This is a genomic window from Klebsiella sp. P1CD1 (genome assembly GCF_003790505.1).
Taxonomy (GTDB): Bacteria; Pseudomonadota; Gammaproteobacteria; order Enterobacterales; family Enterobacteriaceae; genus Klebsiella; species Klebsiella variicola.
The window spans coordinates 4,875,347-4,900,947 of record NZ_CP033631.1; the positions used below are offsets into that span (position 1 = coordinate 4,875,347).

The 25,601-nt window shown below is 57.6% G+C and carries 24 protein-coding genes and 1 other annotated feature; of the genes, 6 read left to right on the top strand and 18 right to left on the bottom strand.

What is annotated here, in order from left to right:
- Positions 1-80: 80 nt before the first annotated feature.
- Positions 81-1,034, bottom strand: a complete 954-nt coding sequence (gene tal / locus DTA24_RS24115) for a transaldolase (RefSeq protein ID WP_004204228.1) — start codon at positions 1,032-1,034, stop codon at positions 81-83.
- A 202-nt stretch (positions 1,035-1,236) separates the two neighbouring features.
- On the opposite strand from tal, the gene DTA24_RS24120 reads away from it, so the two are divergent.
- Both DTA24_RS24120 and yaaA read left to right on the top strand, forming a co-directional pair.
- Positions 1,237-2,667 (top strand): alanine/glycine:cation symporter family protein, encoded by a 1,431-nt coding sequence (locus DTA24_RS24120; RefSeq protein ID WP_123837086.1) that lies wholly within the window; start codon positions 1,237-1,239, stop codon positions 2,665-2,667.
- Between the two features lie 77 nt (positions 2,668-2,744).
- Positions 2,745-3,518, top strand: coding sequence for a peroxide stress protein YaaA (yaaA, locus tag DTA24_RS24125; protein ID WP_008807505.1), 774 nt, complete (start codon positions 2,745-2,747; stop codon positions 3,516-3,518).
- Between the two features lie 39 nt (positions 3,519-3,557).
- Here yaaA and DTA24_RS24130 read toward each other — a convergent pair whose 3' ends face one another.
- The 7 genes from DTA24_RS24130 to yjjY all read right to left on the bottom strand — a co-directional run bounded on the left by DTA24_RS24130 (position 3,558) and on the right by yjjY (position 10,314).
- Positions 3,558-3,857, bottom strand: coding sequence for a DUF2502 domain-containing protein (locus DTA24_RS24130; RefSeq protein WP_012968980.1), 300 nt, complete (start codon positions 3,855-3,857; stop codon positions 3,558-3,560).
- Between the two features lie 194 nt (positions 3,858-4,051).
- Entirely contained in the window at positions 4,052-5,332 is a 1,281-nt protein-coding gene (gene thrC, locus DTA24_RS24135; protein WP_008807507.1) for a threonine synthase, read from the bottom strand.
- A gap of 3 nt (positions 5,333-5,335) precedes the next feature.
- On the bottom strand, positions 5,336-6,265 hold the full coding sequence (gene thrB, locus DTA24_RS24140) for a homoserine kinase (protein WP_008807508.1): 930 nt from the start codon (positions 6,263-6,265) through the stop codon (positions 5,336-5,338).
- A 1-nt stretch (position 6,266) separates the two neighbouring features.
- A complete protein-coding gene (gene thrA, locus DTA24_RS24145; RefSeq protein ID WP_050887447.1) occupies positions 6,267-8,729 on the bottom strand; it encodes a bifunctional aspartate kinase/homoserine dehydrogenase I in 2,463 nt (820 codons plus the stop codon).
- A gap of 25 nt (positions 8,730-8,754) precedes the next feature.
- Positions 8,755-8,872 (bottom strand) — a sequence feature (Thr leader region).
- Positions 8,811-8,879, bottom strand: coding sequence for a thr operon leader peptide (gene thrL / locus DTA24_RS24150; protein ID WP_004222578.1), 69 nt, complete (start codon positions 8,877-8,879; stop codon positions 8,811-8,813). (Overlaps the previous feature by 62 nt.)
- Positions 8,880-9,090: 211 nt before the next feature.
- Complete coding sequence (locus DTA24_RS24155; protein WP_008807510.1) at positions 9,091-9,777, bottom strand: tRNA/rRNA methyltransferase; 687 nt, start codon at positions 9,775-9,777, stop codon at positions 9,091-9,093.
- 396 nt (positions 9,778-10,173) lie between these two features.
- On the bottom strand, positions 10,174-10,314 hold the full coding sequence (gene yjjY, locus DTA24_RS24160; RefSeq protein WP_001541509.1) for a protein YjjY: 141 nt from the start codon (positions 10,312-10,314) through the stop codon (positions 10,174-10,176).
- 95 nt (positions 10,315-10,409) lie between these two features.
- Between yjjY and arcA the strand changes: the two genes are divergently transcribed.
- Positions 10,410-11,126: a two-component system response regulator ArcA gene (gene arcA, locus DTA24_RS24165; protein ID WP_002887843.1), complete on the top strand. Its 717-nt coding sequence runs from the start codon at positions 10,410-10,412 to the stop codon at positions 11,124-11,126.
- A gap of 62 nt (positions 11,127-11,188) precedes the next feature.
- On the opposite strand, the gene creD is transcribed toward arcA, so the two are convergent.
- The 4 genes from creD to creA are packed head-to-tail and all read right to left on the bottom strand — an operon-like array spanning position 11,189 to position 15,207.
- Positions 11,189-12,547, bottom strand: coding sequence for a cell envelope integrity protein CreD (gene creD, locus DTA24_RS24170; RefSeq protein ID WP_032736643.1), 1,359 nt, complete (start codon positions 12,545-12,547; stop codon positions 11,189-11,191).
- Positions 12,548-12,607: 60 nt separating this feature from the next.
- Entirely contained in the window at positions 12,608-14,032 is a 1,425-nt protein-coding gene (gene creC / locus DTA24_RS24175; RefSeq protein WP_049153333.1) for a two-component system sensor histidine kinase CreC, read from the bottom strand.
- Complete coding sequence (gene creB / locus DTA24_RS24180) at positions 14,032-14,721, bottom strand: two-component system response regulator CreB (RefSeq protein WP_123837087.1); 690 nt, start codon at positions 14,719-14,721, stop codon at positions 14,032-14,034. Before creB ends, creC begins: the two co-directional genes overlap by 1 nt.
- 12 nt (positions 14,722-14,733) lie before the next feature.
- A complete protein-coding gene (gene creA, locus DTA24_RS24185; RefSeq protein WP_012542917.1) occupies positions 14,734-15,207 on the bottom strand; it encodes a protein CreA in 474 nt (157 codons plus the stop codon).
- A gap of 209 nt (positions 15,208-15,416) precedes the next feature.
- Here creA and robA point away from each other — a divergent pair, with 209 nt between their 5' ends.
- Positions 15,417-16,286, top strand: a complete 870-nt coding sequence (gene robA, locus DTA24_RS24190) for an MDR efflux pump AcrAB transcriptional activator RobA (protein WP_008807515.1) — start codon at positions 15,417-15,419, stop codon at positions 16,284-16,286.
- Here robA and gpmB read toward each other — a convergent pair.
- Positions 16,283-16,930: a 2,3-diphosphoglycerate-dependent phosphoglycerate mutase GpmB gene (gene gpmB / locus DTA24_RS24195; protein WP_008807516.1), complete on the bottom strand. Its 648-nt coding sequence runs from the start codon at positions 16,928-16,930 to the stop codon at positions 16,283-16,285. The genes robA and gpmB overlap by 4 nt on opposite strands.
- 113 nt (positions 16,931-17,043) lie before the next feature.
- Between gpmB and yjjX the strand changes: the two genes are divergently transcribed.
- Positions 17,044-17,559, top strand: coding sequence for an inosine/xanthosine triphosphatase (yjjX, locus tag DTA24_RS24200; protein WP_123837088.1), 516 nt, complete (start codon positions 17,044-17,046; stop codon positions 17,557-17,559).
- Here the strand turns inward: yjjX and trpR are convergent.
- The gene (trpR, locus tag DTA24_RS24205) at positions 17,546-17,875 is read right to left on the bottom strand and encodes a trp operon repressor (RefSeq protein ID WP_012542918.1); all 330 of its coding nucleotides are present in this window, start codon (positions 17,873-17,875) and stop codon (positions 17,546-17,548) included. The two genes, yjjX and trpR, sit on opposite strands and share 14 nt — an antisense overlap.
- Positions 17,876-17,963: 88 nt before the next feature.
- Positions 17,964-19,901: a murein transglycosylase gene (gene sltY / locus DTA24_RS24210; protein ID WP_008807519.1), complete on the bottom strand. Its 1,938-nt coding sequence runs from the start codon at positions 19,899-19,901 to the stop codon at positions 17,964-17,966.
- Between the two features lie 228 nt (positions 19,902-20,129).
- Between sltY and ettA the strand changes: the two genes are divergently transcribed.
- Complete coding sequence (ettA, locus tag DTA24_RS24215) at positions 20,130-21,797, top strand: energy-dependent translational throttle protein EttA (protein ID WP_012968984.1); 1,668 nt, start codon at positions 20,130-20,132, stop codon at positions 21,795-21,797.
- 93 nt (positions 21,798-21,890) lie between these two features.
- Here ettA and nadR read toward each other — a convergent pair whose 3' ends face one another.
- The 3 genes from nadR to serB are packed head-to-tail and all read right to left on the bottom strand — an operon-like array spanning position 21,891 to position 25,508.
- Positions 21,891-23,123 (bottom strand): multifunctional transcriptional regulator/nicotinamide-nucleotide adenylyltransferase/ribosylnicotinamide kinase NadR, encoded by a 1,233-nt coding sequence (gene nadR, locus DTA24_RS24220; protein WP_002887802.1) that lies wholly within the window; start codon positions 23,121-23,123, stop codon positions 21,891-21,893.
- Between the two features lie 21 nt (positions 23,124-23,144).
- The gene (gene radA / locus DTA24_RS24225) at positions 23,145-24,527 is read right to left on the bottom strand and encodes a DNA repair protein RadA (RefSeq protein WP_002887800.1); all 1,383 of its coding nucleotides are present in this window, start codon (positions 24,525-24,527) and stop codon (positions 23,145-23,147) included.
- 9 nt (positions 24,528-24,536) lie between these two features.
- Positions 24,537-25,508, bottom strand: a complete 972-nt coding sequence (gene serB, locus DTA24_RS24230; RefSeq protein WP_012542919.1) for a phosphoserine phosphatase — start codon at positions 25,506-25,508, stop codon at positions 24,537-24,539.
- Positions 25,509-25,601 lie beyond the last annotated feature (93 nt).

The following is a 25,601-nucleotide window of genomic DNA, read 5'->3' on the forward strand; positions in this document are numbered from 1 at the left end:
TGGCGTTAAACGAAATGATACACTGCCGGAGGCGGGACAGACAGTGTAATGTGGCCGACGGGCGTCGGCCACCTGCGGGATTACAGCAGTTCGCCGATCATTTTTTCCAGTTTTTCCTGGTCGATCGCAAACTTACGGATACCTTCCGCCAGTTTGTCTACCGCCATCGGATCCTGGTTATGCTGCCACAGGAACTCAGATTCGGTAATACGTTCCGGACGCGCTTTCACTTCGCCGGTATAAACCAGTTTACGCTCAACGGCGCCTTCGCTTTCAGACAGCTCTTTCAGCAGCGCCGGGGCGATGGTCAGACGGTCACAGCCGGCCAGTTCCAGGATTTCGCCAACATTACGGAAGCTGGCGCCCATCACTACGGTTTCATAGCCGTGCTGCTTGTAGTATTCGTAGATTTCGCTGACGGAAACCACGCCCGGATCTTCTGCCGGCGCGTACTCTTTCTTGTCGGTGTTAGCTTTGTACCAGTCGAGGATACGGCCAACAAACGGCGAAATCAGGAAGACGCCCGCTTCGGCGCAAGCGCGAGCCTGAGCGAAGGAGAACAGCAGCGTCAGGTTACAGTTGATGCCTTCTTTTTCCAGCTGTTCAGCGGCGCGAATGCCCTGCCAGGTGGAAGCCAGCTTGATAAGAATACGATCGTTGCTGATGCCCGCGTCGTTATACAGCTTGATGATGCGCTTGGCTTTCGCGATAGACGCTTCAGTATCATAGGAGAGGCGTGCATCCACTTCAGTGGAAATACGGCCCGGGATCAGTTTCAGTATTTCGAGACCGATGTTCACCGCCAGCTTGTCGGAAGCATCGAGGATCTGCTGCGCGCGATCGCTGCTCTGGCTACGTGCCCAGGCCACAGCGTCATCAATCAGCTTACGGTACTCAGGGATCTGAGCCGCGCCGAGAATCAGGGAAGGGTTGGTGGTGGCATCCTGAGGCTGATACAGCTTCATTGCCGCAATATCTCCGGTGTCAGCGACGACAGTGGTGTACTGACGCAGAGAAGTTAATTTATCCGTCATGATATATTTCTCTTAAACAGCAGTTAAGGGGATGTAACCGGTCTGCCCAGATGATAACACGCTGCCGGGTCAGCGCAACCGCCGACGAGAGAAGAGCGCAGAGTGTGATAAACTGTGCCGCTTAATTTGCTGAAAGCGAAAGGATTGTCACTTAATTGGTAACGCTTACACAAGCGTACCGGCATGGACAAGAGGATGTTTAATGCCTGATTTTCTCTCATTTATCAATGAAATACTCTGGGGCTCAGTGATGATTTATCTGTTACTGGGGGCGGGGCTCTGGTTTAGCTGGCAAACCCGGGGTATTCAGTTCCGTTACGTGCGCAAATTCGGCCGCAGTCTGAAAAAAAGCCTGCACCCGCAGCCGGGCGGTTTAACGTCCTTCCAGGCGCTCTGTACCAGTCTTGCCGCCCGGGTCGGCAGCGGCAACCTTGCCGGGGTGACGCTGGCGATCGCCGCCGGCGGGCCTGGGGCCGTATTCTGGATGTGGGTTTCCGCCCTGCTCGGCATGGCCAGCAGCTTCGCTGAGTGTTCTCTTGCGCAACTATACAAAGAGCGCGACAGCCAGGGACAGTTTCGCGGTGGCCCGGCGTGGTATATGGCGCGCGGTCTCGGCATGCGCTGGATGGGCGTTCTGTTTTCGATCCTCCTGCTGCTGGCCTATGGATTTATCTTTAACACCGTGCAGGCCAACTCGGTGGCCCATGCCCTGCACTATGCGTTCGATCTGCCAGCGGCAGTCAGCGGCGGCGTGCTGGCCATTTTCGTTTTCCTGGCCATTCTCCGTGGCCTGCGCGGCGTGGCGCGCCTGATGCAGTGGCTGGTGCCCATCATGGCGCTGCTGTGGATCGCCACCAGCCTGCTCATCGGCCTGTGGCACGTCACCGCCCTGCCGACCATTTTTGCCACCATCTTTCGCTGCGCCTTCGGCTGGCAGGAAGCCGCCGCCGGCGCGGTGGGCTACTCCATCAGCCAGGCACTGACCAGTGGCTTCCAGCGCGGCATGTTCTCCAATGAAGCAGGGATGGGTTCTTCGCCTAACGCCGCCGCGGCCGCCGCCTCCTGGCCGCCGCACCCGGCAGCGCAGGGGATCGTGCAGATGATTGGCGTGTTTATCGATACCATCGTGATCTGTACTGCCAGCGCGATTATCGTCATGCTGGCGCCGCGCCCCGACAATGAATATACGCTCAATGGCATTCAGGACTTGCAACACGCGATGAGCGTGCTGGTCGGCGGCTGGGGAGCCGATTTTATCGCCCTCATCGTGCTGCTGTTCGCCTTTAGCTCTATTGTGGCCAACTACGTGTATGCGGAAAATAATCTGGTCTTTCTGCGTCTGGATAAGCCTCGCTACATCTGGGGGCTGCGAATACTCACCGTCCTGATGGTGCTGCTGGGGACCCTGGTAAGCCTGCCTGTCGTCTGGCAGAGCGCGGATATCATCATGGCGCTGATGGCGATGACCAACCTGACGGCCATCCTGCTGCTTTCCCCGACGGTGCGGATTATCGCCAGCGATTATCTGCGCCAGCGGCGGCTGGGTATCCAGCCCACTTTCGATGCCGCCCGCTACCCGGATATTCACCAGCAGCTGGCCCCGGGTGCCTGGAATGAACTGCCGCGCGAATAGCGCGGCAATCGCAGCTATCGATCCCACCATGCACTTTTTTTGTTAAAATTCGTCGAAATTACCTGCAAGGACTGGATATGCTGATTCTGATTTCACCTGCTAAAACGCTCGATTATCAAAGCCCGCTGGCAACGACTCGCTATACCCAGCCCGAACTCCTCGAGTACTCTCAACAGCTTATCGGCATCGCTCGTAAGCTGACCGCGCCGCAAATCGGCAAGCTAATGAGCATTAGCGACAAGCTGGCGGATCTGAACGCCACCCGTTTCCACGACTGGCATCCTGACTTTACGCCGCAAAATGCCCGCCAGGCGATCCTTGCCTTTAAGGGCGATGTCTACACCGGCCTGCAGGCAGAGACGCTCACCGAGGACGACTTTGACTTCGCCCAGCGACACCTGCGCATGCTCTCCGGCCTGTATGGCGTGCTGCGCCCGCTGGACCTGATGCAGCCCTACCGCCTGGAGATGGGGATCCGTCTGGAAAACCCGCGCGGCAAAGATCTGTACCAGTTCTGGGGCGAGACCATTACCGAGAAGCTGAATCAGGCCCTGCAGGCTCAGGGCGACGATATCGTCATCAATCTGGCTTCCGATGAGTATTTTAAATCGGTGAAAACGCAAAAATTGCAGGGTCAGCTGATCAAGCCGGTCTTCCTCGATGAGAAAAACGGCAAATTCAAAGTGATCAGCTTCTATGCGAAAAAGGCGCGCGGTCTGATGAGTCGCTACATTATCGAAAACCGCTTAACCCAGCCGGAGCAGCTCAAAGCCTTTAATAGCGAAGGCTATTTCTTTGATGCGGAGGCTTCGGAGAAAGGTGAGCTGGTGTTTAAACGCCACGAGCAGTAGGCCTCGATGCCCCCGGCCTCTCAGCGGGGGCAAAGATGATCAGTCGTCGTGGTGATGCCGCTCGTGCCCATGGCCATGATGGCCTTGATCGTCATCATCGTCGCGATCATGGTGGCGATAATCATCATGCGGGCGCCAGCGATCGTCACGCCAGTCATAATGGTGAGCCCACCAGTCACGATCGCGCCAATGATCGCCATCCCAGTAGTGCCCATAATCATCGCGATCGCCGATTTGCAGCTTCACCGCCGGGAGCAGGGTGATTTCGTCGGCATGAACCAACGCAGGAGCGACCAGCAATATAGAAAGTGCCAGCAAAGCAGATTTCAGCGTTGTCATAAGTGACCTCTTCTATCCGTCCCCGTTATGGGCCGATAGCAAAATATTAACGCCACAAAACTATTCTGATTATTCTCTGCAATCTGAATCTAGAGTGCGCCGCATTTATTGCTCGTTCGTACACAATATCTCCATCTTCGAGCGTAAAAAAACCGGGCACCAGGCCCGGTTTAGCTGGTGGATGAACGACAATACTAGCCCATCATCAGCTTACGCAGCGCGGCGAAATCCGCCGGCAGATTGTGGGACAGCAGCGGCAGGTCGGCGCGGTCAGCCAGCTCCTTCGGCAGCGGCAGGGTTTCCTGCAGGATCTCTTCCACGCTCTCTTTGAATTTCGCCGGATGCGCGGTACCGAGGAACAGGCCGTACTCTCCCGGCTGCAGCTGATCGCGCAGCGCGCGCCAGGCAATCGCCGCGTGCGGCTCAGAGATGTAGCCGATGGCCTTCAGCTCGCGCATCGCCGCTTTGGTGGTCTCATCATCGACCGCGGCGTAACCCAGCTCGCTCAGGCGCCAGATTTTACGGCGGAACAGCTCCTCGACGCGCGGCCAGTTGTTCGGCTGGCTGACGTCCATGGCGTTAGACAGCGTCGCCTGGGTAGCTTTTGGCGCCCACTCGCCGCCCTGCAGATAACGGGGAACGGTGTCGTTCGCGTTGGTGGCGGCAATAAAGCGCTTAATCGGCAGACCCAGCGACTTGGCCAGCAGACCAGCGGTCAGATCGCCGAAGTTGCCGCTTGGCACGGAAATCACCAGCTGATTGCGAGCTTCCTGAGGCAGCTGCGCCGCCGCTTCGAAGTAGTAGCAGATCTGCGCCAGCAGGCGGCTGATGTTGATGGAGTTAGCCGAGTTGAGCCCCAGCGTGGCCTTCAGCTCTTCATCGTCAAACGCCTGCTTCACCAGCGCCTGGCAGGCATCAAAGTCGCCATCAATCGCCACGGTTTCAATGTTGCCGCCGAGGGTACAGAACAGCTTCTCCTGCAGCGGGCTGATCTTACCGCGCGGATAGAGGATCACGACCTTAACGTTCGGCAGACCGTAGAAGGCATGCGCCACCGCCGCCCCGGTGTCGCCGGAGGTTGCGGTGAGAATGGTGACCGGCTTATCGCCGGCGATATGGGTCAGCATCTGCGCCATAAAGCGGCCGCCAAAATCTTTAAACGCCAGCGTCGGGCCGTGGAACAGCTCCAGGCAGCCGACATCGTCCTGAACCTTGCTTACTGGCGCCGGAAACGCAAACGCTGCGCGCACCCGCTGCTGCAGGACATCCTGCGGGATCTCATCGCCGATAAAGGCCGATAAAATTTTGGCGCTGCGGGTGACAAAATCCTGCGCCAGCATGTCGTCGATTTCAGTCAGGCTGAATTCCGGCAGATCGTGCGGAAAGAACAGACCCTGATGCTTGCCAAGTCCCTGGGTGACGGCCTGCGCAAAGCTGACCTGCTCGTTATGATCTTTTAAGTTATACAGTTTCATTGGTTATCCCACTACGCGTGCGCCCGCCGTGTCCAGCCGGCAAATATGAACAAAGCCTTCCTGATTCTGCAGATAGTGCGCGCCAAGCCAGTCGGCGACGCGCTGTGCGGTGTCCGGTTTATCACACAACGCAAACAGCGTCGGGCCAGAGCCGGAGATGCCGCAAGCCTGCGCACCGATCTCCATTGTCGCCTGGCGCGCTTCGCTAAAGCCCGGCAACAGTTTGGTACGGTACGGTTCGGCAATGACATCTTTCATCAATTTTGCCGCCAGCTGCGGCTGGCGGGTGTAGCAGGCATGAATAAAGCCCGCGAGGTGGCGACCATGGGCGATACAATCCTGGCGGCGGTATTGTGCCGGCAGAATCGCCCGCGCTTCGGCGGTGGATACTTTAATCCCCGGATAGGCCAACACCCACAGCCACTCATCAAACCCCGGCACCTGCTGGCTGATAATCCCGTTCTCTTCGATCATCAACTGCATGCCGCCAAGATAGCACGGCGCCACGTTATCGTAGTGAATGCTGCCGGAGATACGCCCTTCCATCTCCCCCATCAGCGCCAGCATCCGCGTCTCGTTGAGCGGCTTACCGCAGAACTCGTTCATGGCCACCAGCGCGGCGACCACCGAGCAGGCGCTGGAGCCGAGCCCGGAGCCGATCGGCATGTTTTTTTCCAGGGTCATCGTCACCGGTACCGTCTTACCGATCTCCCGGCAAAAGCTTTCCCAGCACTGATAAACAATGTTTTCCTGCGGCGCCGTCGGCAGTTTGCTGGCGAAGCGTCCCAGATTGTGCAGACTGAATTGCTCCGCCGCTTCAACAGTGACGTTATCGCCCAGCAGCGTGCCATCCACCGGCGTGACCGCCGCGCCCAACACATCAAACCCGACGCTCATATTGGCACTGGAAGCCGGGGCATATACTTTGACCATCTTAAACTCCTAACTTCCAGGACAAGGTGCGCAGCAGGTCGGCAAATACGCCGGCCGCCGTGACGTCGTTCCCGGCGCCATAGCCGCGCAGCACCAGCGGCAGTGGCTGATAATAGTGGCTGTAAAAGGCCAGCGCGTTCTCACCATTTTTGACTTTGAATAATGGATCGTTGCCGTCAACGGCGGCAATTTTCACGCGGCAGGTACCATCCTCTTCGATGTTACCGACGTAGCGCAAGACTTTACCTTCATCACGTGCCTTAGCAACCCGCGAGGCAAACCCATCGTCCAGCGAGGGCAGACGGGTCATAAAGGTTTCGACGTCGCCGCTGGCGTCGAAGTCCGCCGGCAGCGCCGACTCCACGATAATGTCTGACAGCTCCAGTTCACGCCCGGTCTCACGGGCCAGAATCAACAGCTTACGCGCGACATCCACTCCGGATAAATCGTCGCGCGGATCCGGCTCGGTATACCCCATCTCACGGGCCAGCGCCGTCGCGGCTGAGAAACTCACCCCCTCGTCCAGCTTGCCGAAGATAAAGGACAGAGAGCCGGAAAGGATCCCGGAGAAGTGGCGCAGCTCATCGCCCGCGTTGAGCAGGTTCTGCAGGTTCTCAATCACCGGCAGGCCAGCGCCAACGTTAGTGTCATAGAGGAATTTACGGCGCGAGCTGCTGGCTGCATGGCGCAGCTGGTGATAGTAATCCAGCGAAGAGGTATTGGCCTTTTTGTTCGGCGTCACCACATGGAAACCTTCGCGCAGGAAGTCGGCGTACTGATCGGCGACCGCCTGGCTGGAGGTACAGTCGACGATCACCGGATTGAGCAGGTGGTACTCTTTCACCAGGCGGATCAGACGGCCAAGATTAAACGGCTCTTTCGCCTCAGCCAGCGCTTCACTCCAGTTCTCCAGATTCAGGCCATGAACGCTGGTCAGCAGCGCCTGAGAATTGGCTACACCGCAGACGCGCAGATCGATATGTTTGTTCTTCAGCCATCCCTGCTGGCGCTTGATCTGCTCCAGCAGCGCGCCGCCGACGCCGCCGACGCCGATGACAAACACTTCAATCACCTGGTCGGTGTTGAACAGCATCTGATGGGTCACGCGCACGCCGGTGGTGGCGTCGTCATTGCTGACCACCACCGAAATAGAGCGCTCGGAAGAGCCCTGGGCAATCGCCACGATATTGATATTGGCGCGGGCCAGCGCCGCAAAAAATTTCGCCGAGATACCGCGCAGGGTACGCATCCCGTCGCCCACCACGGAGATGATGGCCAGACGCTCCATAATGGCCAGCGGCTCCAGCAGCCCCTCTTTCAGCTCGAGATAAAACTCATCTTCCATCGCCCGTTTGGCACGCGCGCAATCGCTCTGCGGCACGCAGAAACTGATGCTGTACTCCGAAGAGGATTGGGTGATCAATACCACCGAGATGCCAGCGCGAGACATGGTGGCGAAGACGCGTGCCGCCATGCCGACCATACCTTTCATCCCCGGACCGGAGACGTTGAACATCGCCATATTGTTGAGGTTAGAGATGCCTTTCACCGGCAGGTCGTCTTCATCGCGACTGGCGCCGATGAGCGTTCCCGGCGCCTGCGGGTTGCCGGTATTTTTGATCAGGCATGGGATCTGAAACTGAGCGATAGGGGCAATGGTGCGCGGATGCAGCACTTTCGCGCCAAAGTAGGAGAGCTCCATCGCCTCCTGATAAGACATTGATTTCAGCAGACGTGCATCTGGCACCTGGCGCGGATCGCAGGTATACACCCCGTCGACATCGGTCCAGATTTCGCAACAGTCCGCGCGCAGGCAGGCGGCCAGTACCGCCGCCGAATAGTCGGAGCCGTTACGCCCCAGCACCACCAGTTCGCCCTTCTCATTGCCGGCGGTAAATCCGGCCATCAGGATCATATGGTCTGCCGGGATCTGGCTAGCGGCAATGCGGCGGGTGGATTCGGCGATATCGACGGTGGATTCCAGATAGTGGCCCACGGCGAGCAGTTTTTCGACCGGGTTAATCACACTGACTTTATGTCCACGGGCTTCCAGCAGACCCGCCATGATGGCGATGGAGAGCTTTTCGCCACGGCAGATCAGCGCGGCATTAACCCCATCCGGGCATTGGCCCAGCAGGCTGATGCCGTGCAGGACATGCTTAATCTGAGCAAATTCCTGCTCAACGAAGGCTTTCAGTTGGGCAAGCGGGAAAGCGGGCTGGGCATCGGCAAGGCCCTGGAGAAGTTCGGCAAAAATGCGTTCAGCGTCGGCAATATTCGGGAGGGCATCCTGGCCACCGATCGTTTTTTCAATCATCGCCACCAGGTGGTTGGTGATCTTCGCCGGGGCAGACAGTACGGTCGCTACCTGCCCCTGCCTGGCATTACTCTCCAGAATATCGGCAACCCGCAGAAAACGTTCCGCATTTGCCACTGATGTACCGCCGAACTTCAACACTCGCATGGTTCTTACCCCTTGATCTCTTGTCAAAAAAAAAGCCCGCACTGTTCAGGTGCGGGCTTTTTTCTGTGTTTCCTGTACGCGTCAGCCCGCACCGTTACCTGTGGTAATGGTGGTGGTGATAATGGTGGTAATCATGCCGATGCGATTCATGGATGTTGTGTACTCTGTATTTTTATCTGTCTGTGTGTCCTGCCTATATTGGTTAAAGTATCTGCCTTCTTAAGTCAATGAATTTCTCAATTAACCCCATTTCAGCCAGCTTACGTATTGCGCCGTCATGGCAAGAAAAAACATCCAGTTCGGCGGAATTCAGCCCACAAAAACAGCACAGATAACTATAAACAAAAAATATGACAGAGCTTTATTCTGGCAGGTTTTTTTCAATATCATGCAGCAATCGATGCAACATTGCCGTGTCGCGCTGCTGCAGCAGCCCCATTCGTTGCGCCAGCCAGTCGGCCAGTTTGGCATCCTCTTCCACGCCTAAACGCGAAAGCAATGCCTCGGTGCGGATGCGTAATGCCTGCAGCTGATGATGATCTGCCGCGGCGGCGGCGGGAGCCGTTTGTTGCATAAGCGATGCTAATTGATAACAGTAGACCATCACCGACTGGCCGAGATTGAGCGATGGATAATCCGCTACCATCGGCACGCCGGTGAGCACATCGGCCAGGGCCAGTTCCTCATTGCTCAACCCGGAGTCTTCACGGCCAAAAACCAGCGCCGCGTGCGTCATCCACTGCGCCTTCTCCTCCAGCAGCGGCAACAGTTGCTGCGGCGTGGCGTAGTAATGAAACCGCGCGCGACTGCGGGCGGTGGTGGCGACGGTAAAATCGACGTCGTGCAGCGCCGCAGCAAGGGTTGGATAGGTAGTGACGCCATCGAGGATATCACCTGAACCATGCGCCACCCAGCGTGCCGCTGGCGCCAGGTGGGCTTCACTGTCCACGATCCTGAGATCGCGAAATCCCATCGTTTTCATTGCTCTGGCAGCGGCACCGACGTTTTCTGCCCGGGCTGGGGCGACTAAAATAATCGTTAAACGCATTGCGGTTTCTTTCTCTCTCTCAGGCGTTGGCGAAGCGCTGGCCCCACCATTTTACGCGGTGAAAATTTACAAATTTGCAACAAAAATCACTAAAATTGCGTTTGCTTACCCATAAAAAAATCTAAACTGTTCTCAGGAGGCCATGACGAGGAGTATGTTAACAGAACCCATTTATCCATATGATGGGCAATGAAATTTCATCTGAGCCATCGTTCCATGCATTGGATTCACTGTATTTATTAATTTATCCACGCAACTAGTTGAGCTGTGTAAGGATTGTGACTATAAAGAGCATGACGATGCAATGATTTCACAAGACTGTTAACGTGCTACAATTGAACTTGATATATGTCAACGAAGCGTAGTTTTATTGGGTGTTCGGCCTCTCTTAGCCTGTTATGTTGCTGTTAAAATGGTTAGGATGACAGCCGTTTTTGACACCGTCGGGTCCAGAGGGAAAGTACCCACGACCAAGCTAATGATGTTGTTGACGTTGATGGAAAGTGCATCAAGAACGCAATTACGTACTTTAGTCATGTTACGCCGCGCATGTTAATTTGCGACATGCAGCAGGCAGGTCAGGGACTTTGGTACTTCCTGTTTCGATTTAGTTGGCAATTTAGGTAGCAAACATGCAGACCCCGCACATTCTTATCGTTGAAGACGAGTTGGTAACACGCAACACGTTAAAAAGTATTTTCGAAGCAGAAGGTTACGATGTATTCGAAGCGACCGATGGCGCGGAAATGCATCAGATCCTGTCTGAAAATGATATCAACCTGGTAATCATGGATATCAACCTGCCGGGTAAAAATGGTCTTCTGCTGGCGCGCGAGTTGCGTGAGCAGGCTGACGTCGCGCTGATGTTCTTAACTGGCCGCGACAACGAAGTGGATAAGATCCTTGGCCTCGAAATCGGCGCTGACGACTATATCACTAAACCGTTTAACCCGCGTGAGCTGACCATCCGCGCGCGCAACCTGCTCTCCCGTACCATGAATCTCGGTACCGTGAGCGAAGAGCGCCGCAGCGTGGAGAGCTACAAGTTCAATGGTTGGGAACTCGATATCAACAGCCGCTCACTGGTGAGCCCGAACGGCGAGCAGTACAAGCTGCCGCGCAGTGAATTCCGCGCGATGCTGCACTTCTGCGAAAACCCGGGCAAAATTCAGTCTCGCGCCGAGCTGCTGAAGAAAATGACCGGTCGTGAGCTGAAGCCGCATGACCGTACCGTTGACGTGACCATTCGTCGGATTCGTAAACACTTCGAATCCACTCCGGATACCCCGGAAATCATCGCCACCATTCACGGTGAAGGCTACCGTTTCTGTGGCGATCTGCAGGAATAATGCGTTTTATTCCGCAGTCATGATGTGAAAACGGCGCCCCAAGGGCGCCGTTTTTTATGCCGTCACTCTTTCCAGAGGCGCAGCTTGTCATCATCGGCAGCCGGCGGCGGGGGCGCACTGCCTTTCGGTAACGATAACGCATACCAGTCCACCCGGCGGGTCAAAAACATCAGGACGCTCAGCGCTAGCGCCAGTACCCCGGTACCCAGCAGCAGCGCGCTGTCCTCGGAATGCAGCAGAAACCACATCACCCCATCCAGCAGTAGCAGCGCGGCGACAAACAGCAGGCTGTTACGCCATCCCCTGAGCACTGCCTGTAAATAGACCCCGTTCATCACCGCGCCGGACAGGCTGGCCGCCAGCCACGCGGCGGTAAACCCAACGTGCTCCGAGAGCGCCAGCAGCACCAGGTAAAACAGCACCAGCGATAAACCCACCAGCAGATACTGCATTGGATGCAGGGGACGATGAGTCAGGCTCTCGAACACGAAAAAGGCCATAAAGGTCAGCCCGATTAACAGGATGGCGTATTTTGTCGCCCGGTCGGTTAGCTGGTACTGGTCGGCAAGCGTCATCACATCGGCACTGAACGCCGGTAGCCGTGACCACGGGATCTCCATATCATCCTTAAAATAGCTCCCCATATCGTTGGCAAACCAGCTGCTTTGCCAGTGGGCGCGATAGCCGGCAGCACTCACTTCCCGTTGCGTTGGCAGGAAGCTGCCGAGAAAGCCGGGATGCGGCCAGTTACTGGTCAACTGCAGCTCGCTGTTACGCCCGATCGGCACCAGTGAAAATTCTCCCGTCCCGTTCAGCTCGAGAGAAAAGGCTATCTCAAGCGGCTTGTTGTCCTCCGCCAGCGCAGGCATCGGCATATGAATACCTGCGCCATCGCCGCTTATCCCCAGCCCCGGCTCCACGCTTAATACGTTACCGTTGACCTCCGGGGCATGGATGGCGCCAATACCGCGGGCATCGCCGACGCTCACCACCAGCCGCGGCGGGCCTAAGACGATATTCGTTTTTCTCAGCGCCGCCAGACGCAGCGGATCAAACGAGGCCTTAATCTGCAAGGCGTTATGCCAGACCTGGCCGCTGTAGATGCCCACCCTCCTCGACTCCACGGTCTGTTTGCCGGTGACCGCCAGCGACTCCGGCAGCCAGTAGTACTCCCAGCTCCGCTGATAGTTGACCTCTTTTTGGTTCTCCATGCGGGTCAAGGTCTCGGTTATCGGAATAGCGATCAGCGGCCCGGCAAGTTTTTGCGAACCACTGGTGCTTTGCTCAATGGCGTCCACCACTTCGCTACGATAATCCGCCCGCTCATTAATAAGCTCCCTGACCATCATTAACGGCAAAGATAACAGCACAACACAACCGATTAACGTGGTGATTTTCCAGAATAACGGTGATTTCAACATAGCCTTTCTCCCTATCGTGATGGCCTCACTGTAGAGCGGCTATGTGGGGGGAACCTGAAGCTATGTGAAGGGACGGTGAAGTCGCAGCGTGGCGACCACGCCGCCTTCGGGCCGATTGTGCAGATTGATATCGCCGTGATGCAGGCGCGCGACTTCACGAACGAACGCCAGTCCCAGGCCGCTGCTCTTATGGCCGTCTTCGCGCGGTAGCGAGTAGAATCGCTCAAAGATTCGTTCCAGGGCATAGTCCGGAATACCGCATCCGTTGTCGATAACGCTCAATTGCACCTCTTCATTTCGCTTCTCCGCAGCCAGGGCGATCTCGCCGCCCTGGGGGGTAAAGTCAATCGCGTTGTCGAGCAGATTACCCAGCGCCTGGGCCAGCAGCTCACCATCGCCATTGACCAGCATCCCACTCTCCCGCCAGCGCAGGGTGATAGCTTTCGCCGCCAGAGCGATGTCACGCTCCTCCGTCAGCCGTTGGTATAGCGCATCTATCGACACCGGCTGCGGCTTTATCTCCAGCCGGCTTTCCAGTCGCGCCTGCTGGAGCAGCCGCTCCACCAGCAGTTGCATCCGGGTGTTTTGCGCGAGGATATTATCAGTAAACCGCGCCGCTACCTCAGGCGGCGGCCCTTCGCGCAGGATCTCCGCCGCGCCGCGGATGGCCGCCAGCGGGCTTTTCAGTTCATGGGTCAGGTCATAGACATAGTTTTCGATGGCATTCTTACCTTCGAGCTTTACCCGCATGCTCTCCAGGGCCTGGGCCAGCTTGCGCAATTCGCTGCTGCCAACCTCCGGCAGCGGCAGCGGGCGCTCAGCGGTCACCGAGTCCGCATAGCGCACCAGCTTGCCGATAGAGAAATTGATCCACCAGACGACGCCGACGCCAATCAACAACGCAATGCCCAGCAGGGCGCCGCCGGCCCAGAGGATCCGCCGTTCGCTGCGCTTGATGACCGGCGTCATCGCCAGGTTGGGTTTACCGACGCTCAGCACCCCGATAATCCGCCCCTTATCCATCACTGGCGCGGCGATATACATGACTGAGCTGGTTTCATCATGCGGATCGCTGCGCGTACTGCGCGCGCCGTACTGGCCGCGCAGGGTGAGCCAGACATCATTCCAGCGCGAATAGTCCTGCCCTGTCGCCTGTCCGCTGGAGTCAAACACTACCTTGCCCCTGGCATCGGTCAGATAGACACGGTACTCATTACGCACCTTTTTAATTCCGCCAATATGGGCGTTGATCGGCTGCTGGTTGAGCTGTTGAAAGGCCTGAGCCAGCCTGCCCTGCTGCGGATTTGCCGCCAGCAGGTCCTCACGCGCCAGCGCCGCCAGCAGCGTGGCGGTATCGTTGAGGGTCCCCTCCGTCGCCCCGCGCACGCCTGGCTTCACTTCCTGGACAAAGATCGACAGCACAAACCACGCGGCGATAGCGACGATAAGAAAATAGCCCAGCAGCAGGCGCATGCCGATACGCATCAGCCACGCCCCAGGCTGTAGCCCATGCCGCGATGGGTATTGATCGGCGTAACCTCGGGATTCACGGCCCGCAGCTTGGCGCGCAGGGTTTTGATATGGGTATCGACGGTACGGTCGAGGCTTTCCCAGGCTTCGCTCCACACCAGCTCCATCAATTGCTGACGGGAGAAGACGCGACCAGGCGCGTGAAGCAGGGTTTTCAACAGCAGGAATTCGTAGCGCGTCAGGTTCAGCGGCTGGCCGAACCAGCTTATCGACGCCGCCTGCTCATCGAGCACAAACTCGCCGACGCGCACCACCGGCGAAGGCGCGGCAAACTTCTGCAGTCGCCGCAGCACGGTTCGCACCCGCGCGCAGACTTCGCGCGGCGAAAACGGCTTGGCGATATAATCGTCAGCGCCGATTTCCAGCCCCAGCAGCTTATCGACCTCGTCGCTCCGCGCCGTCAGAAACAGCACCGGCAGCGCCGGATAACGCGTTAGCAGGCGCCGACAGAGCTCAAAGCCGCTGATATCCGGCAAGCCGACGTCAAGGATGGCGACATCGGGCGCCTGATGCGCCGCCGCCTCCAGCGCGGGCAACCCGCGGCCAAAGACGGTGACCTGGAAGCCCTCCTGCTGCAGCATGTAAACCAGGGTATCAGCGATACTCTGTTCATCCTCAACTAACCAAATCCGTGGCTGCTGCATGCGCGCTCCCGTTTATTTATTCCATGGCATGATCGGCACGGCGCTGATGGCGTTCTTCGGCGAGCCATCAACCACTTTATCCGAGTAGGTCAGATAGACCAGCGCATTGCGCTTGGCATCATAGAAACGCACGACCTGCAGTTTTTTAAATACCAGCGAGGTGCGCTTCTGGAACACCACGTCACCCTGGCTTTTGCCGTTTTTGATTTTGTCCGTCAGCTCAATCGGCCCGACCTGCTGGCAGGAGATGGCCGCGTCAGAGGTATCTTCCGCCAGCCCCAACCCGCCTTTGATCCCGCCGGTTTTCGCCCGGCTGATATAGCAGGTCACGTTCTGCACATCCGGATCGTCAAAGGCTTCGACGACAATTTTGTGATCCGGCCCTAACCATTTGAAGACCGTATCCACGGAACCAATCTGCTCCGCCTGAGCCATCTGGCAGCCGGCCAGCAGCAGCAGGCCCATCGCAAACTTCTTGTATTTCATATTGTTACCATTATTAAAAAATATAGCTGAGTGATTATCACGCACTTAGCAGAAAAGGTTTATAGATCACAGCTTTACAAAATTATCGTTCAGCTCCACTGACCTTCCGCATTTAAAAGCAAAAAAAACACTGAATGCTAAAACATCAAAAAATGCTATTATCCGCTACTTTAATATCAGGCACCTGTGTTTAAGGATGGGGACATTTTATGGATCAAGCAGGGATTATTCGCGATCTCCTTAGCTGGCTGGAAGGTCACCTGGATCAGCCGCTTTCTCTGGACAATGTGGCGGCGAAGGCAGGTTATTCCAAGTGGCATTTACAGCGAATGTTTAAGGATGTCACCGGCCATGCCATCGGTGCCTATATTCGCGCGCGCCGGTTATCGAAATCTGCTGTCGCATTACGTCTAACCGCCCGTCCAATCCTTGATATTGCGCTTCAGTACCGTTTCGACTCCCAGCAGACCTTCACCCGGGCATTTAAAAAGCAGTTCTCGCTGACGCCGGCGCTCTACCGCCGCTCCCCGGACTGGAGCTCGTTCGGTATGCGTCCGCCGCTGCGTCTTGGCGAATTCACGCTGCCAAAACATGAATTTGTTGCCCTGCCCACCACTCAGTTGCTCGGCGTCACCCAGAGCTATACCTGTAAGCTCGAGGAAATCTCCGATTTCCGCAACCAGATGCGCGTCCAGTTCTGGCGGGACTTCCTCGGCAATTCGCCGTCTATCCCCCCGGTGCTCTACGGGCTGCATGAGCCGCGTCCGAGCCTGGAGAAAGACGATGAGCAGGAAGTGTTCTATACCACCGCGTTGACGCCGGAGATGGCTAATGGCCATCTGCAGAACGCCCACCCGGTCACTCTGGAGGGCGGCGAGTATGTCATGTTCACGTATGAAGGACTGGGCACCGGCCTGCAGGAATTCATCCTGACGGTCTACGGTACCTGCATGCCGATGCTAAACCTGACCCGTCGCAAGGGGCTGGATATTGAACGCTTCTACCCTGAAGATGAAAACCGGGATCAGGCTACGCCGATTCAGTTACGCTGCGAGTATCTGATCCCGATTCGTCGTTAACGCTGCAGCTCGTCCATCGCGGGGGCGTCAAGATGCGAGACGTCGCCCGCCGTTTCCACCACCCAGCCGGAAGCCAGCCACGGGCTTTGCTGATAGTCAACGCGCGAGATAGAGCAGTTGCGCAGTCGCAAACGACGCTCAGCGTATGCCGGCAGCCCTAAAATCGTGCTCACCAGGCAGCCCAGCGCAATCCCATGACTCACCAGCAGTGGTCGGCTACCGGCCGGTAATTCCAGACAGGATGCCAGCGCCGCATGCATCCGCTCGCTGAGCTCCTGCATCGATTCGCCCTGCGGAATACGGCCATCCGGCGTGCCGTTGACAAGCTGGCGACGCCAGCCCTCTTCTTCGTCGCTGAGCGAGTCGATATGGCGCTTCTCCAGCACCCCCATATCCAGCTCGCGCAGACGCGCATCGGCGATCACGCTGCAGCCGCAGGCTTCGGCGATAATCTCTGCTGTGCGGCGGGTTCGTCCCAGATCGCTGGTAATAATATGGGTGATCCCCAGCGTTCTGGCGCGCTCGCCAACCTGCCAGGCCTGGCGCTCACCGTGTGCGGTCAGCGGGCTATCGGACTGACCCTGAATACGTCGCTCGGCGTTCCACTGCGTTTCACCGTGGCGAACAAGGTATACCTGTAACATGCTTTTTTTCCGTTCTGGACTCGTTATCAACCGGGTTTGGGCATTACCGCCTGCCCTGAGGGTGATTTAGAGTATACTGCGATGACGTTAGTTTATTCTGAGTTGTTTTGATTATGCACCATGTTGTCTCAGCGACCACTAATCCCGCCAAAATTCAGGCAATTCTGCAGGCTTTTAACGAGATTTTCGGCGAAGGATCCTGCCATATTGAGTCCGTCTCCGTCGAGAGCGGCGTGCCGGAACAGCCCTTCGGCAGCGAGGAAACGCGCGCTGGCGCACGAAATCGCGTCGCCAATGCGCGTCTTGTCCAACCCAGTGCCGATTTCTGGGTGGCCATTGAGGCCGGTATCGACGATGGCAGCACCTTTAGCTGGGTGGTCATTGAAAGCGCTGATCGGCGCGGAGAAGCGCGCTCAGCCACGCTGCCGTTACCTGAGGTTATTCTTGAGCAGGTTCGCGCTGGTGAAGCCCTGGGACCGGTCATGTCGCAGTATACCGGCATCGACCAGATCGGTCGTAAAGAGGGAGCGATTGGGGTTTTCACCGGTGGAAAATTAACCCGCAGCAGCGTTTACCATCAGGCGGTCGTGCTGGCGTTAAGCCCGTTTCATAACGCTATTTATCACTAGTCAGCAGCGTCTGTTCCAGCCACTGACGCAGTTCGGCCGGCGCTGATTTCAGGCTGTTCGACCCGCGGGTAATGGTCGCAATCCCGGCGCCGAGCTCATTTTTCAGCTCGCGCTGGCTCATCTCGCCGCGCAGCAGCTCTTCAATAATGCGCACCCGGGTGCCCAGCGCTTCGCGCTCGTCGGGGGTCAGCATCAGCTGCAGCAATGGCAGATGCAGATCCTCAGCATAGGCCTGCTGTAACAGCGCCACAAAGCGCAGCCACTCCTGATGACGTTGTTCGGCAACGGCCGCGGAATAAGGAGATTGTTGGGTCATATCGCGCCACCATATTGAGACGGGCAGCTTACGCTGCCCGTCGAATGTACTCTTCAACGAGTACAAAGCATAACATACTTCCCGGCGATCAGTAACGCTGCCGCCACTCCGCATCGCTGAAGAGCTTATCCTGCTGCCCCATAAAGTAACGATAGTAGGCATCATAGGAGAGGACATTCTTCACGTAGCCGCGGGTTTCAGAGAACGGAATACTCTCGACAAACGCCACCGCATCGATCCGTCCGGCGCTGTTCCCCTGCCAGGTACGAACCCGGCCCGGCCCGGCGTTATAGGCCGCCGAGGCATAGATACGGTTATTGCCGAACTGCTGGTAGACATACTGCAGATAGCTGGTGCCGATGTTGATGTTGGTTTCCGGATCCAACAGCTGCGACGGGCCGCTGTAGCCGGGAATGCTGAACATGCTGACGGTATGCGTCGCGGTGCCCGGCATAATCTGCATCAGTCCGCTGGCACCAACCGGCGAGCGCACTTTCGGGTTCCAGGCACTCTCCTGGCGGGCAATCGCCATCGCATAGCTCTGCGGGATATCTTTGCCACTGATGTAACGCGCGAACAGATCGTTATACGCCAGCGGGAAGCGCTCCTCCAGCTGATCCCACAGTTTGCCGGCGATCGTCGCCTGCACGCTCAGATCCCACCAGTGCTGATCAAAAGCGTAACGCGCCAGCTGCGCCTGCTGGGATTTGGTTCGGCTGGTGACGAGGTTCGCCCATTCGGTGCGCGCGGTGTTATCCATATTCCAGTACATCAGCTCGCGTACCCGCGCCATCTCCGGACCGGAAGCCAGCGCCGGATCGATCGTTCCCGAGGCTTTATCGATGCGGAAGGTATACTCCTCGCCAAGTCGCTGCGCAGCGACCATCGGATAGAAGCCTCGCTGTTGCATCAACGAGCGAAGGATCGCCTGCGCCTCCTCGTCCCTACCGCGCTCCAGAAGCAGATCCGCTTGCCAGTAGCGCCATTCGTCTTTCTCTTTCGCCTCCATCGGCAGGCGCGCCAGCCAGGTGTTCAGACCATGGCGATCGCCCGTCCCCAGCGCCATCCGCACGCGCCGCTCCACCAGCGGCGTGGACTGTGAGCGCATGATCGCGTCATCGCGCCAGATAGCCTGCTCTTCGGTTACATCGGTACCCATCAGGCGCCAGGCGACAATATCACGTAGCTCCTGAGTCTGATCCTCATTGAGCTGCTGAGCCTGCACCAGCGAAGGGATCATCAGGCGGGCATTTTCCACATCCTGACGGGCGACGCTGGCGAAGGCGACGGCGGCCATCTGACGGGTAAAGTCTGTCGCCCCGGTGGTGCGGGCGAAGGTCAGAACGCTGTTTGGATCGTTAGCCAGGGCGACGACGGCGGAAGCGATGCTCTGATAGTTGCCGGGCATTTGCTGAGCCAGCGATTTGACCAGCCCGATATTGCCGGCCTTCATCGCCAGGCGGATCCGTTCGAGATAGGCTAGCGGATCCTGCTGTCCGGAGTCACGCCAGGCGCTGAACAGCGGCTCACAGGCGCCAGGCTGGTTCTTGCCCGTCAACCACAGGTCTTTCGCCCCGCTCCAGGCTTCCTGCGACTGCCCCACGCTCAACTTGGCGTAGTAATAGTTGCACTGTGCCTCGGTGCTGGTCGGCTTATCGGGACTAAACGCCAGTAGGCCGCGCCAGTCGCTGCGCCGGGCCAGTTCATTCACGAAGCGCGAACGTAAGGAACGCGCTGGGGGCAGCGTCGGATTGGCGTCAATAAAGTTTTTCACCACCAGCGCCGGCTGGTTCATCAGATCGTCGGTGATCTGCCGGTACTGCAAATAGGGGTACAGGGGATAGGTGCTTAACGTGGGCATCAGCTGGTCGACCACATCCATCTGCCGGTTATCCCACGCCTGCTTAATTTGTGCGTAGCGGTTGCGCTGTTCATCCAGTGAATCCGCATGCGCCAGCTGACTCAACGTCAACAGACCAACGCTGGCAGCCAAAAGATGCCACGCCATTTTTTTGGCTTTTTCCACAAGCTCTTCCTCTTTCCGGTGCATTTTCGCAGCATCGTGCCGCTTAAAAGCCCCCGCCGGTTCGGCAGGCAGCTTTACTTATGCTAATCAGACAACGCTAAACGCGCCATGTCCTGGACATTTTTTTACGCTTCTGTGAATCCTGTCGCCTCGCTGGGATTAGCGCGCGAAAAAGGCTACACTTCGGCTTTGAACTATCTATCAAAATAGAAAGAGGCGAAGTCCAACGTGGCTCAATTCGTTTATACCATGCATCGTGTCGGCAAAGTGGTTCCGCCGAAACGTCATATTTTGAAAAATATCTCCCTCAGCTTCTTCCCTGGCGCGAAAATCGGTGTGCTCGGTCTGAACGGCGCCGGTAAGTCTACCCTGCTGCGCATCATGGCCGGTATCGACACCGAGATCGAAGGTGAAGCGCGTCCGCAGCCAGGCATCAAAATCGGCTACCTGCCGCAGGAGCCGCAGCTCAACCCGGAACACACCGTGCGCGAGTCCGTTGAAGAAGCGGTCGCCGAAGTGGTTAACGCGCTGAAGGGTCTGGACGAAGTGTATGCCAAATACGCCGAGCCGGATGCGGACTTCGATAAGCTTGCCGCCCAGCAAGGCAAGTTCGAAGAGATTATCCAGGCGCACGACGGCCACAACCTGAACGTGCAGCTGGAGCGCGCGGCCGATGCCCTGCGCCTGCCGGACTGGGATGCGAAAATCGCGAATCTTTCCGGTGGTGAACGCCGCCGCGTCGCGCTGTGCCGCCTGCTGCTGGAAAAACCAGATATGCTGCTGCTCGACGAACCGACTAACCACCTGGACGCCGAGTCCGTCGCCTGGCTGGAACGCTTCCTGCACGATTTCGAAGGCACCGTGGTGGCGATTACCCACGACCGTTACTTCCTCGACAATGTCGCCGGCTGGATCCTCGAACTTGACCGCGGCGAAGGTATTCCGTGGGAAGGCAACTACTCCTCCTGGCTGGAGCAGAAAGATCAGCGTCTGGCGCAGGAAGCTTCTCAGGAAGCGGCGCGTCGTAAATCCATCGAGAAAGAGCTCGAGTGGGTTCGCCAGGGCGCGAAAGGCCGTCAGTCTAAGGGCAAAGCCCGTCTGGCGCGCTTTGAAGAGCTTAACAACGTCGAATACCAGAAACGCAACGAGACTAACGAACTGTTCATTCCGCCAGGCGCGCGTCTGGGCGATAAAGTTCTGGAAGTCAGCCATCTGCGCAAATCCTACGGCGACCGCGTGCTGATTGACGATCTGAGCTTCTCGGTACCGAAAGGCGCTATCGTCGGCATCATCGGTCCGAACGGCGCGGGTAAATCCACCCTGTTCCGCATGATGTCCGGCCAGGAGCAGCCAGATTCCGGCACCATCACCCTGGGTGAAACCGTTAAGCTGGCCTCCGTCGATCAGTTCCGCGACGCGATGGACAACAGCAAGACCGTGTGGGAAGAAGTATCCGGCGGCCTGGATATCATGAAGATCGGCAACACCGAGATGCCGAGCCGCGCCTACGTGGGCCGCTTTAACTTCAAAGGCGTCGACCAGGGTAAACGCGTTGGCGAGCTGTCCGGCGGTGAGCGTGGTCGTCTGCACCTGGCGAAACTGCTGCAGGTCGGCGGTAACGTCCTGCTGCTCGATGAACCAACCAACGACCTGGATATCGAAACCCTGCGCGCGCTGGAAAACGCCCTGCTGGAGTTCCCGGGCTGCGCGATGGTTATCTCACACGACCGCTGGTTCCTTGACCGTATTGCCACCCACATTCTGGATTACCAGGATGAAGGTAAGGTTGAGTTCTTCGAAGGTAACTTTACCGAATACGAAGAGTATAAGAAACGCACCCTCGGCGCCGACGCGCTGGAGCCGAAGCGAATCAAGTACAAGCGTATCGCGAAATAAAACGCAAAAAGGCAACGCAAGTTGCCTTTTTTAGGGTTTGCTCCCTCTCCCACCGGGAGAGGGTTGGGGTGAGGGCAACAGCCCGCAGAGGACCTACCCCTGCTCGCCCATCAGCTGCTTCACCAGCTCAACGCAGCGCAGGAACCGGGCATCGTAGTCCGACTCCTTAACATGGACAAACTCGATCTCGTTCTCTTTCAGCAGCGACACCAGCAGCGACTGAAACTCTTTACGATCCACCGAACTCCCAAGGCTGCGTAACCCATCGGCCACCCACGGGGTATTGTTCTCCAGCAGGATCACCAGGTCGAAACGGTATTCATCAATCAGCGCCTGCACGAACGGGTGCTCACGCCCCTCGTACTTCAGGCAGAAGGCCTGAGTGCTGACGAAGTCGGTATCGATAAACGCCACCTTGTTGGCGTATTTCACTGCAAAATCAATATACTGCGCATGTCCGAGGGCAATTTTATCGTAATCCGAATACTGGAGCGCCATCTCATCGCCGCCAAGATGCGAAAAGACATAATCCCGACCATACTCCCAGGCGCTGGTGGTATTGAAGATATTGGCGAGCTTATTGACCAGCGTCGATTTACCGCTCGACTCGCCGCCGAGGATCGCCACCGTCCGCACAAAGAACGGTTTCACTTCCGTCGGAATATATTCCCAGTAGCGGAACGGGTTCTCGCGGATCTGCCCGCCGCTAATATTCATAAAGGTCCGCTTAGGATCGATAAGCACCGTCTCGATCCCCAGATGCTCAAGGTACTGCGGCGCATCGGCCTCTTCCGAGGTATAGATCCGGTTCGGCTCGATCCCTTTTTCACTCATAAAAGCGCGGATCCCATGGCTCCAGACGTCCCAGCCATGCGGATAGGGCTCCATCCCCTCTTCATTGAAGGCGTGGATGCGAATATTCTTCTGATATTTAAAGGTCTGCAGCAGCCAGCGCAGGCGGTCAGGCACCGTCGGCTGCTGCGACATGGCGCTCTCTTCAAACAGCTCGCGGTCGCGGGTATCGTCATAGCCCATAATGATATGCAGCTCATCGACCTGGCTACAGGCGCGCTGTATCAGGTAGATATGCCCGGTATGCAGCGGGTAAAACTTACCAAACACCACCCCGACGCTTTTCTGCCGGCGGGGAAACTCCAGCCCGAGGAAACGATGCAGCGCTTCAAGCTTCTGCGCGCTCGGGCTTTTGATTTTGGCATTCAGCAGCTGGCTGAGATACCCCTTGGTCATTCCGCTGGCTTCCGCCACCTGCTGCAGGGTACAGCCTTTCTGCTTAATGGCGCTTTTTAAATAGTCAAATGACGACATCGCTAATCTCCTTTTAACTTATTATAAGTCGTCAAAAACGCTTAGCGCGTCTGAAAGCTTTTTCACACCAAAGATTTGCATGCCTTCCGGTACTTTTTTCGGCACATTGGCCGCCGGGACGATGGCGCGGCGGAAACCATGCTTCGCCGCTTCGGATATACGCTCCTGACCGCTCGGCACCGGGCGAATTTCCCCGGCCAGCCCGACTTCGCCAAAGACCACCAGATCCTGCGGCAGCGGGCGATCGCGCAGGCTGGAAACCATCGCCAGCAGCAGCGCCAGGTCAGCGCTGGTTTCGGTGACCTTCACCCCGCCAACCACGTTGACGAAGACGTCCTGATCGGCCATCTGCAGGCCGCCGTGACGATGCAGCACCGCCAGCAGGATCGCCAGACGGTTCTGTTCCAGCCCCACCGCCACGCGGCGCGGGTTGGACATCATCGAGTGATCCACCAGCGCCTGGATCTCCACCAGCAGCGGGCGGGTCCCTTCCCAGACCACCATCACCGAACTGCCGGAGGTGATTTCATCTCCCCGGCTAAGGAAGATAGCGGAGGGGTTGCTGACTTCGCGCAGGCCCTGCTCGGTCATGGCGAAAACGCCGAGTTCATTGACCGCGCCAAAGCGGTTTTTGTGGCTACGTAACGTGCGGAAACGGGAATCGGCATCCCCGTCCAGCAGCACCGAGCAGTCGATACAGTGCTCCAGCACCTTCGGACCGGCCAGCGAGCCGTCTTTGGTGACGTGGCCGACCATCACAATCGCCACGCCGCGAGTTTTAGCAAAGCGCGTCAAATAGGCTGCGGTTTCACGTACCTGGGCGACACTGCCCGGCGACGACTGCACGTCGGCCATATGCATCACCTGGATGGAGTCGATCACCATCAGCTGCGGCTTTTCTTCATCGGCGATCTGACAGATCTGCTCAATGCTGGTTTCCGAGAGCATGTTCAGGTTGGCCGTCGGCAACCCGAGACGATGGGCGCGCATCGCCACCTGCTGCAGGGACTCCTCCCCGGTGACGTACAGGGTTTTCATCCCCTCCGCCAGTTTGCAGAGGGTTTGCAGCAGCAGCGTCGATTTCCCGGCGCCGGGGTTGCCGCCAATCAGGATCGCGCTGCCCGGCACTACGCCGCCGCCCAGCACGCGGTCAAACTCTTTAAAGCCAGTGGAGAAACGCGGCAGCGCCTCCAGGCTGATGTCTGACAGCTTCTGCACCTTCGACACGCCGGCGTTACCGGCATAGCCTGAAAGACGCTCGTTTCTCGCCACCTGCGGCGACGCGGCGATGCGCATCTCGGTGATGGTGTTCCAGGCATGGCAGGCGCTGCACTGCCCCTGCCAGCGCGGATAATCCGCACCACATTCATTACAGACAAATGCGCGTTTTGGAGCTTTCGCCACGTTTACCTCTTACTTTTGGTTCATGCTGCCCGAGAGAATACAGAATACCCCCATCAGGTCAGCGTGGCGGATAGTCACTTCCGCCTGTTCATTCACTTTAGGCTTCGCGTGATAGGCGATGCCGAGGCCTGCCGCCTTAATCATCGGCAGGTCGTTGGCGCCATCACCGATAGCCACAGTTTGCGCCGTTGGGATCTCATACTTTTCCGCCAGCTTGCGCAACGTATTGGCTTTATATTTCGCATCGACGATATCGCCGAGCACGTTGCCGGTGAGCTTGCCGTCGCGGATCTCCAGTTCATTGGCGAACACCGCGTCGAGATGTAGCTTGTCGCGCAGGTACTCGGCAAAGAAGGTGAAGCCGCCGGAGGCGATCGCCACTTTCCAGCCTAACGTTTCCAGCTTGAGCACCAGCTGTGCCAGGCCCGGCATCAGCGGCAGCGCGTCGCGCACCTGCAGTAAAATAGTGGCATCCGCATCTTTCAGCGTCGCCACGCGCTGGCGCAGGCTGGCGGTGAAGTCCAGCTCCCCACGCATCGCCCGCTCGGTCACTTCCGAGACCAGCTCGCCGGTGCCAGCCAGTTTCGCAATCTCATCGATGCATTCGATCTGGATCGCCGTGGAGTCCATATCCATCACCAGTAGCCCTGGGGTGCGCAGATGGGGGATTTTACCCAATGGCGCGACGTCCAGCCCCGCCTCATGCGCCAGTCGCGTCGCACGGGGAGTCAGCGAACCGGCCAGGCGGATCACCTGGTAATCCTCGACCACCCAGGAGGCAACGATCACTAACGCGGCGCCCAGCTCGCGCTGCCAGTCCGTCAGACGGCGCTTATTCAGCCCACGCCCGTACAGCAGCCAGCCGCTGCGCCCGGCGTGATAATCCAGCGGCATGACCTCATCGCCGCTCAGGGAAAGCGGCAACCCAGGCCACAGGGAAACGTCTTCAGGCAGGTCGCACCAGGTCAAACTGTTAGGCATTACGGCTCCACATCTCTTCATTCAGGCGAGGAAAATAACGCATGAGGCTACCTTGTAACCAGCGCTTCTGGCAACATTAAGCTGCAAATTTTC

Coding starts and splice junctions, on each gene's coding strand:
- tal (WP_004204228.1), bottom strand. CDS start 1,034: ATGACGGATAAATTAACTTCTCTGCGTCAGTACACCACTGTCGTCGCT.
- DTA24_RS24120 (WP_123837086.1), top strand. CDS start 1,237: ATGCCTGATTTTCTCTCATTTATCAATGAAATACTCTGGGGCTCAGTG.
- yaaA (WP_008807505.1), top strand. CDS start 2,745: ATGCTGATTCTGATTTCACCTGCTAAAACGCTCGATTATCAAAGCCCG.
- DTA24_RS24130 (WP_012968980.1), bottom strand. CDS start 3,857: ATGACAACGCTGAAATCTGCTTTGCTGGCACTTTCTATATTGCTGGTC.
- thrC (WP_008807507.1), bottom strand. CDS start 5,332: ATGAAACTGTATAACTTAAAAGATCATAACGAGCAGGTCAGCTTTGCG.
- thrB (WP_008807508.1), bottom strand. CDS start 6,265: ATGGTCAAAGTATATGCCCCGGCTTCCAGTGCCAATATGAGCGTCGGG.
- thrA (WP_050887447.1), bottom strand. CDS start 8,729: ATGCGAGTGTTGAAGTTCGGCGGTACATCAGTGGCAAATGCGGAACGT.
- DTA24_RS24155 (WP_008807510.1), bottom strand. CDS start 9,777: ATGCGTTTAACGATTATTTTAGTCGCCCCAGCCCGGGCAGAAAACGTC.
- yjjY (WP_001541509.1), bottom strand. CDS start 10,314: ATGACTAAAGTACGTAATTGCGTTCTTGATGCACTTTCCATCAACGTC.
- arcA (WP_002887843.1), top strand. CDS start 10,410: ATGCAGACCCCGCACATTCTTATCGTTGAAGACGAGTTGGTAACACGC.
- creD (WP_032736643.1), bottom strand. CDS start 12,547: ATGTTGAAATCACCGTTATTCTGGAAAATCACCACGTTAATCGGTTGT.
- creC (WP_049153333.1), bottom strand. CDS start 14,032: ATGCGTATCGGCATGCGCCTGCTGCTGGGCTATTTTCTTATCGTCGCT.
- creB (WP_123837087.1), bottom strand. CDS start 14,721: ATGCAGCAGCCACGGATTTGGTTAGTTGAGGATGAACAGAGTATCGCT.
- creA (WP_012542917.1), bottom strand. CDS start 15,207: ATGAAATACAAGAAGTTTGCGATGGGCCTGCTGCTGCTGGCCGGCTGC.
- robA (WP_008807515.1), top strand. CDS start 15,417: ATGGATCAAGCAGGGATTATTCGCGATCTCCTTAGCTGGCTGGAAGGT.
- gpmB (WP_008807516.1), bottom strand. CDS start 16,930: ATGTTACAGGTATACCTTGTTCGCCACGGTGAAACGCAGTGGAACGCC.
- yjjX (WP_123837088.1), top strand. CDS start 17,044: ATGCACCATGTTGTCTCAGCGACCACTAATCCCGCCAAAATTCAGGCA.
- trpR (WP_012542918.1), bottom strand. CDS start 17,875: ATGACCCAACAATCTCCTTATTCCGCGGCCGTTGCCGAACAACGTCAT.
- nadR (WP_002887802.1), bottom strand. CDS start 23,123: ATGTCGTCATTTGACTATTTAAAAAGCGCCATTAAGCAGAAAGGCTGT.
- serB (WP_012542919.1), bottom strand. CDS start 25,508: ATGCCTAACAGTTTGACCTGGTGCGACCTGCCTGAAGACGTTTCCCTG.